Here is an 8,129-nt window from a genome sequence, read left to right on the forward strand (position 1 = left end):
CCGTCCTCTTTCGGGCGTGTGATTATCGGCGTTACGATTCCAAACTCCTTAATGCTTTCCGCTAACTCTGACAACATTTCATCCTCCACCACATGAAAAGGATTGTCGGGAAACGGATATAAATCTGCGGTCTTTAATACCTTAAAATCCTGTTTCTTCATTCACATTTCTACCTTTCTTTTGGTCTGGTTTTGCCTGTTCGTTGTAATTCCTCTAATACTTCTGGCGGGATTTTAGATAGTAGCCGCCCCATCTGCTCGTTGGTTCTCTGCAATTCAAATATCTTCTGGTTGGCTTTCTGTACCTTTAACTCCTGCTCGTACTTTTCATTACGCATACGCCCCGCATAATTGGATTCCTGCCCGATTCTCTCTTTCAAGCTGTTAATATACGTCTGCTGTTTTCCGATTTCCTTAGAGAATTTCTCCACGTCTGGGAGCCATGCCGCAATCAGTTCCAGAGCCTTGTCACGCTTTTTCCCTGCGTTAAAGGCGTTAATGTTAGAGAGGGCAGACACGATTTCTTCATACTGTTTATCCAGTCTGCCGCCTAATTTATAGAGCCATGTGGGGATATGCTTCCGTCTGGTTTCCATAGAGGACTGACCTCTTTCAAGCTGATTCCACCGTGCGGACATACGCTCATGGTAAGCGGTCTGCCACTCGGATAAGGATTTCTGGTTGCCTAAGATGGATTTCGCTGACAGCTTGTTGTCAAAAGTAATGGGTACAAAGCATAGGTGCATATGGGGTGTTTTTTCGTCCATGTGGACGACTGCGGAGAGGATATTCTGCTTTCCCACACGCTTCGAAATGAAGTCAAGAGCTGTCTGGAAATAGTCTTTTTGTTCTTCGGGCGGCAACTGGTTCATAAATTCGGGTGAAGCTGTGATGAGCGTTTCCACCATCATCACGCTGTCTTTCCTCACTTTACAGCCCGCTTCGGCTACCATTCGGTTTATCTCTTTTTTGTAGGTGTACTTTGGCGGTGCTATGAGGTGGTAATTGTATTTAGAGCGTTCCATATCAATATCTGGGTTGCTTTTGTAGGCTTCTTTCTTCCGCTCGTTGTGGCGTTCGCAAGCCGCAACGCCGCCTGCTTTGCGTTTCTGGAAACGCAGGATTGCATAGGGCATAGTTCATCTTCCTTTCTTTCGGCGGGTAATCTTCCAAAGGGTGACGGTTGGTGACGATGATGACGGTGTTTTTGGGATACCCCCACGGGAGCCGCCAACTGTCACCGCACATTCTTCCATCCGTAGCCGCAAGGCAGAGGATGGGCAGGGCGTAAGCCCTGCATTAAGGGAGTCCAGAGGGAACGTCTGGCACACGACTTTGCAGGGCAAAGTGTAGTGTGTTACACCCTGTAAACGCAGTCGGAAAAATCGGAGGATTTTTCTGACCGCAGGGGGCGGCTTTACGAGCCGAAAAGGGCGAGTAATGCCCACGCCTGCATTTTGCGTTTACGGGGTGTTCTCCCGAAGGGCAGAACCGCCGATTTTACATACATTTGCTATGACTGTGACAGCAGCAGGGGGTATCCCAATCTAACCGTCATCACCGTCACCACCGTCACCCGACCGCCTTGTGAGGGAAATCTCCCTGCACCCTTTCTTCCTGTGGTAGCCGTAACGGATATTGTTTTCGCTTAGGAAACTGGCACGGTATTCATTGAGCCGCTTCGTCATGATGTTGGGAGGCATTCCCGTTTCCCCCATCTGCTCCAGAAGCTCCGTTGCTGTTCCAGTCCATTCCTCCCTGCCCTGCATAAACTTCACCAACCGAAAAAGAATGTCTGGTATGGATTCCCTTTCAATCTGTTCCTGCTCTTTCCGCTCCACCAGTTCCCAACTGCAATCACGGAAACGGAGCGTGAACTCCTGATAGGGCGTGTCCCTGCCCGTCACATACAGCTTGGCGGCATTGGACGCACGGTTTTCCTGTTCCAGAACAAATGTTGCGTCCGCACTTCCAGTCAATCCCGTCGTGCCAGACACTTTGTTGAACACGTCGCTGTCATTCTGCTTTCGGATGTGGTGGACGACAATGACCGCAAGAGAATGCCTGTCGGCAAAGTCTTTGATAAGGGAGATGTCCCCGTAATCGCTTGCATAGGCGTTGTCTTTGGATGCGGTGCGGACTTTCTGCAAGGTGTCAATCACAATGAGCCTGCTGTCTGGATATTCTTTTAAATAATCTTCCAACTGCACGATAAGACCGTCCGACAGCTTATCGCTCGCCACGGCAAAGTGGAGCCGCTCGCTTGCTTCGTCCGTCAAGCGGAACAGCCTGTCTTGTATGCGGCAGAACGTGTCCTCAAGGCAGAGGTAAAGCACATCGCCCTCCCGTGTCGGCATATCCCATAAGGGGATTCCCTGCGACACGCATAGGCAGAGTTTTAACATGAGCCAGCTCTTGCCGATTTTCTGTGAGCCGCAGAACAGAATTAAACCCGTGGGTATCAGACCATCCACCACAAAGGGCGGCTTCTCAAGCGGCTCATAGAGGAGCGTGTCGGCATTGACTGTCTGTAACTTCTGCATGACTTTCCTCCTTTCGGGTGTTGTCTTTTGTTTTGCTGCACATAAGCGTTGACCTCCTTAAAATGGATTTACTCCCACAAAAAGAAAGTGAGAGTATGTAATGCTACCAATGCCACACCGATAAAAAGCGGATTCCTTTTTCGGGCGGTAATAGTCAAGGTTGGAGATACTTCTTCATTTCTGCCTTTACCTTTTCCCTCGCAACCGAAACAGACTTCTGAATTGCGGAAGCGGTGCAATGCTCTATCTCGGCTATCTGATAAAAGTTGAAATCATACTCGTAGTACAGCAGGAAACGCCGTCTTTGTATCTCTGGCAGTCGGGCAACAGCTTTGTAAAACAGTTCATTCCGTTCTTTTTCAATCATTCTTTCATCAAGCGTTTTAGGCACTCTTAACGCACGTCTGTAAAGCGTTTCGTCCCATACCTCATTAAACTCCCTGTGCCGCTGATTCCATTGCTGAAGGTTTCTGTTCTTCCTTTCCATCTGCCTAAATTCAAAGAATAGCTGTTCTGACACTTCCAGTTCGTGGTGTTCCCCCTGCCCGTCCTTAAAGCTGATAAAATACTTTGTGCCGCTTTCCGTGGATTCCTCCCGAAGCGTGTACGCCTTTGCCCCGTATGCCATTTCCTTTCCTCCTGCTAAAAAGTAGGAGAGAGTTTTTCTCTCCCCACCCGATAGCCCATAGGAAAGCAGGATATATGAGACGCTTATAAAATTTTCCGCAGCTTCTTCCGCAGATGGTTTAACCTCGCATAAATAGCCCCTGCCGTTAAATGCACAAGCGGGGCAATCTCCTTTGTGGAATAGCCTTGCATTTTCAGCAGGACGATTTGTAACGTGCGTTTATCTACCGTGATTAAGGTAAGGTACAGAGTTTCGTCCTCAATCTCGTCCAGTAAATCAGAAACAGACTTTACCTCCGCCTGCTTCTCCCTATCCGCTATGCCCTCAAGGTACTCGCCGAAGTCGCTCGCCCATCGGTAAAACCGCCTGTTGGAATTAAAATCTGCCCTGTCGTCTGTGCGGATTTGCTCAATGACCGCTTCGTCAACGCCACACTCACGCAAAATCTTTTCTTCCGCTTCTTTCCAGATACGCCATTTCCTGTCCTCCCATCCGTGGTTGTATGCCATCTTATTTCCTCCAATCGAAATTGATTGAGAGGGCAAGAAAAGCCCCCTCATTTTCCCAAAGGAAAAAACAAGGGGGCTGAACGCCATAAAATTTAGTTTTCTAACATCCTTCTCAACTTCGCAAGGATTTTGGCTTTGCGTTTGTTGACAACGCTCTGTGTTATGTCTAATCGCAATCCGACTTCCCTCTCGGAAAGTTCTTCATAGAATATTGCCTTTACTAATGCCTGCTCACTGTCCGAGAGCAAAGACAGGGCAGTTTTCAGCCTTTCCGCCATCACCACATGGACAGCGGATTCTATAACGTCCACTGCTTCATCAACTATGAAGTCAATGACATTGCCTTCACTGTCTGTAAAGCCATCCAACGACAGCAGACCGTTTTTGGTGTCCAATTTTTTCAGATAACGCCACCGTTCTTTATCCTTGTAAAAATCTGCATACTGTTCCCGCACGACTTCAAGCAGGCAGCCTTGCACGGGGATAAACAGCTTGTCCATGTAGCTCTGGTCGGCTTGCCTGCGGCGGCAGAAATCCCGATAGGACAGTTCCACATAGCCGCTATTCTCTCTGATATATACTTTTCTTGGTGCATACTTCACCGTAAGTACCTCCCATCTGAATTTTTGAAATGCTAAAATCCAGATGGAGAGGGCGGGGAGCGGCAATGAATACCACATACAGCCCTGCGGCATAATCTGATAAAAAACGACAAAAGAAAAACCGCAAAGGCACTGTGACCTCTACGGTTATAGGAGATATATATTCTGTTAAGTGGAGATTCTACTTCTGGTTTCATGGTGAGAAGTAGCGTTGCATAAACAGGGATTTTTTTAACTGGCTTCCTGCCATTCCCCGATATGCTATATATGGATTAACTCTGCGTTGTATGAGCAGATAGGATACTGCCCGAAAAAAGGACATTAAAAAATCCCTCCAAACTTCAAAACAGGTCTGGAGAGTGTCTGTTAAGTCTTTTCGGGCATAGCAATACCGCCCACCATAACACCGTTTTTTTATATGGTGGGCGTTTGCCTTAAAACCTTATGAAATAAAATAGAGCCAACGAACTGTGATTTTATTTCACACGTTCATCGGCTCTGCGTCTGTGCGTCTGGCTCTTTTATCAACGTATTCCATGCTTATTTATTCAAAATACCCATAAATTCTTCCTTTCTGAATAATATGGCGATTAGCCTTACTCAAAACTTTTCGTTTGAAAGAAACGGGGGACAAATCAAGTTTACAATCTAATACATAAACAGTAAAGCAATACTTGTGAGATTTTCCTTTAGGCGGTTTCGGTCCTGCATAACAATGAAAGCCATACCCAATTCCTTGTATCGCACCTTGTAATGAAGATATTGATTTCCCTGACGGAATTGCTTTTATAATTTTATCTGTTGCAGGAATATTCCAAATAATCCAATGCGTAAATCCCTTTATCGGATGGCTCAAGTCCTCAAGCGTAATCATCAAAGTAACTGCATTTGTATTTAGATTCTGAATGATAAATTCTGGTGAAATATCTTGCCCTCTGCCTGTATTCTCAATAGGGAATTTTCCACCATCATTTAACCCTACACATTCAAATTCAAGAATATTACTTTCCATATCATTTTCTAACCTTTCTGTTTTTGATTTCATTCTTCAGCTTCACTTAGTATCCAATTACTTGATAACGGTTATTTGCAAATCCTTTACTTCTATCAAACTTTCATGTTTACATTTCGGGCAGTAAAGGGGGAAATTCTTCAGTTCTGTATCTTCTTTTATCCTGTTTCGAGTTTTATTTCCACATACGGGACAACGTATCCATTCAAATTTTTCCATTTTCATCCTCCAATGTATCCTATAAAATATCTTGTATAATCCTACTGAAAAAAGCAAACTTGAACTTACCAACAAAACAACACATACATCTTTTACAAAATACCATATCACCCATATTGGAACACCAATCATTTCGGGCAAGCAAAGTAAAAGTAGCGGTAATATACCATGTCTTATAATATCAAAAGCGGTCAACGGTTTTGTCCGTTTCTTTTTCTTCCATTTTTTTATTGTTGCTATTGGATATACTGCTGTTGTTAATAACGCAAAATATGCCACATTCAGCAACAAATGCCTTACAATATATGGGTTGCCAGATACTTTATATTGCTCTTTACCCAAAATAGCAAATATCACATTTTTGCTTATAATATCTGCCAACTGATTGGTAACCAGATAGTCATTCATATTAATAAGAATGACGATTCCTAATCCGCTTTCTGGTAGCAACAACATATTTGAAATATAATTCTCAACCAATCCAGAATGCCCCAATACAGGCTCTGTATATTCTTCTGTCAAAGTCCATCCCATTCCGTAATAATAGGGCGTATTATCATCTACATATACATTCTCATAAAACATAGTGTTTAAGCTGTCTTGACTGATAATTCCCATTCCCCCGTTTAGATACATCTGCAAATACTTTGCCATATCTGATACGCTGGAACTCAAATAACCTGCTGGAACGGTAGACCACGAATGTTCATCGGGATAGTCTGGCTCCTCTGCAATCGGAAACCCGAAATAATTTTGATACCCTCTGATTAATCCATTTTCTTTACTTTGTTCAAGTGTCGCCGCCGTGTGTTCCATATGTAGAGGCAGAAAAATTTTTTTATTCATATACTCAGAATAACTAACTCCACTGACTGCTTCTATAATCTCGCCCAACAAGCCATAATTGATATTTGCATATTGATGCTGACCGTAACTCTCTGTTATTTTTGCATTGCCAAAACGCTGATATGTGCCTAAGCCGCCTGTCTGGTTCAAAAGCTGTCTTACTGTGATTCTATCTCCATCTGATTCATTTATAAAATAAGCTGAGGGGTCAATATAAGCCGAAATTTTTTCGTCTAAATCAATTTTATCTTCTTCCACAAGCCGCATAATGGCTAACGCAGTAAATGATTTGCTTATAGACCCTATAATAAAAGGTGTATCTATGCTTTTACAATTTCCATAAGTTTCAGCAAGCAGAACTTCTTTTGAATCTACAATGGTAACTGCCATTCCCGGGATATGTAATTCATCCAGTTCCCTCTTTAATTGGTTGTCAATATTATCATATTTCACATTTGTGTTTGCCAAAACCGTATTATTTCCAAATGTGATGGCATAAGCCAGCAATATCATTACGCAAATAGCTTTTTTAATTTTTCTTTTCATATTTTTTACTGATATGCCATTATGCTACCATTTCTCCTCTAATTTTTTCATCCCTTCAATCAAAATATCTATTGACAAATTAAAACTATCTTCTATTGACTGTACATTCCCAAAGGCACGATGATTTTCAAGTAATGCAAATCCCTCTAAAAACCCTCTAAACATTCTAACTAAGTGAGAGCAATTATCTTGCGAAATATTCAGTGATTTAGTTATTTTGAAGAATACCGAAAACATCTTTGAAGTTACTTCTCTGGTCTGTTCATTTTCAAATTGGTTGTACCAAAGCATAGCACTGAAAACCCCTTGGTTTTCTGTTGCATACTTATGGAAAGCGTGGCACATAGCTCTAATTGCATCATATCCAGTAAGTCCTATTACAACTTGGATAATTCTATCTTCCATTTCCTTCCACCCATAAAGCATAATCTGCTGTTTTAGGTCATCAAGTCCATCAACATGATTATAAAGTGATGGTGACTTAACACCTAATTGTGCTGCGAGTGTTTTCAACGAAAGATTTTCTATGCCCATTTTATTCGCTATATATGCAGCTTCTTTGATAACCAATTCTTTATCTATTTTTGTTTTAGGCAAAATAGCACCTCCCATATACTTAATCAGATTTATATTTTAACAAATTAGATTAGTTAAGTCAAGGGCTATCTCATGCTGCACCATTTACTATAACCTTGTTATAAAAAGGCGATAGAGCTTCTTATACTCCATCGCCATTCTATTATACGTAGATAATTTCCCTATTCACAATTTCTCTCGCACAAGCCCTTATGTTGTTGAGCCGCCCTGTCCATTCTAAGGCGTTTTCTTCCTTTAGGCGTTCCGTTATGCCCTGTCCTTGTTTCATGCCCTCTATGAGCCTTTCAAAGCGTTCCTGCGCCTGCCTGTCAATGTCGGCAAGATAAGCGTTGAGCCTGCCGCTTGTGAGAAGATTGGTGTATGTAACCTTGCGGTACTGCTTCAAATAATCAAAATGCCGCTGCCCCCATGTGCCTATCGGCTGTTCTTCTTCGGCGGGTAAAGCTATACACGGTATTAGATAATCGCCTTGCCTTTCGTGTTTGCCACCCAGTTCCTTAAATAATGATTTTGCCATTGTCTGTTACCTCTACATTCTTTTTTATTTTGAATGTCCGCAAAATCCGTCCTACATCCAATGCGCACTGGCGGAGCAGCTCCGTATCCGTACTGATATATGTCTGGGTGC

10 protein-coding genes and 1 pseudogene are annotated in these 8,129 nt (G+C 43.1%); all 11 read right to left on the reverse strand.

Going from position 1 to position 8,129, the window contains the following annotated elements; all coding sequences use genetic code 11:
* A partial coding sequence (locus tag E5329_RS27130) for a ParB N-terminal domain-containing protein (RefSeq protein ID WP_168356793.1) occupies positions 1 to 161 on the reverse strand: 161 nt, incomplete at its 3' end.
* A gap of 8 nt (positions 162 to 169) precedes the next feature.
* The gene (gene mobV / locus E5329_RS27135) at positions 170 to 1,135 is read right to left on the reverse strand and encodes a MobV family relaxase (protein WP_135992298.1); all 966 of its coding nucleotides are present in this window, start codon (positions 1,133 to 1,135) and stop codon (positions 170 to 172) included.
* 411 nt (positions 1,136 to 1,546) lie between these two features.
* On the reverse strand, positions 1,547 to 2,542 hold the full coding sequence (locus tag E5329_RS27140) for an AAA family ATPase (protein WP_135992299.1): 996 nt from the start codon (positions 2,540 to 2,542) through the stop codon (positions 1,547 to 1,549).
* A 154-nt stretch (positions 2,543 to 2,696) separates the two neighbouring features.
* Entirely contained in the window at positions 2,697 to 3,170 is a 474-nt protein-coding gene (locus E5329_RS27145) for an RNA polymerase sigma factor (protein WP_135992300.1), read from the reverse strand.
* Positions 3,171 to 3,253: 83 nt separating this feature from the next.
* Entirely contained in the window at positions 3,254 to 3,679 is a 426-nt protein-coding gene (locus tag E5329_RS27150) for an RNA polymerase sigma factor (protein ID WP_135992301.1), read from the reverse strand.
* 92 nt (positions 3,680 to 3,771) lie between these two features.
* Positions 3,772 to 4,281, reverse strand: coding sequence for a sigma-70 family RNA polymerase sigma factor (locus E5329_RS27155; protein WP_275443803.1), 510 nt, complete (start codon positions 4,279 to 4,281; stop codon positions 3,772 to 3,774).
* Between the two features lie 544 nt (positions 4,282 to 4,825).
* Positions 4,826 to 5,326, reverse strand: coding sequence for a YbhB/YbcL family Raf kinase inhibitor-like protein (locus tag E5329_RS27160; protein ID WP_275443804.1), 501 nt, complete (start codon positions 5,324 to 5,326; stop codon positions 4,826 to 4,828).
* A 24-nt stretch (positions 5,327 to 5,350) separates the two neighbouring features.
* A complete protein-coding gene (locus E5329_RS30165) occupies positions 5,351 to 5,512 on the reverse strand; it encodes a cysteine-rich KTR domain-containing protein (RefSeq protein WP_168356794.1) in 162 nt (53 codons plus the stop codon).
* A 411-nt stretch (positions 5,513 to 5,923) separates the two neighbouring features.
* A pseudogene (locus E5329_RS27165) lies at positions 5,924 to 6,904 on the reverse strand (serine hydrolase domain-containing protein); the annotation flags it as partial.
* A 24-nt stretch (positions 6,905 to 6,928) separates the two neighbouring features.
* Entirely contained in the window at positions 6,929 to 7,501 is a 573-nt protein-coding gene (locus E5329_RS27170) for a TetR/AcrR family transcriptional regulator (RefSeq protein ID WP_135992304.1), read from the reverse strand.
* Between the two features lie 142 nt (positions 7,502 to 7,643).
* Positions 7,644 to 8,018 (reverse strand): TnpV protein, encoded by a 375-nt coding sequence (locus E5329_RS27175; protein ID WP_135992305.1) that lies wholly within the window; start codon positions 8,016 to 8,018, stop codon positions 7,644 to 7,646.
* Positions 8,019 to 8,129: the final 111 nt, after the last annotated feature.

It is taken from the genome of Petralouisia muris (assembly GCF_004793545.1).
Taxonomy (GTDB): domain Bacteria; phylum Bacillota; class Clostridia; order Lachnospirales; family Lachnospiraceae; genus Petralouisia; species Petralouisia muris.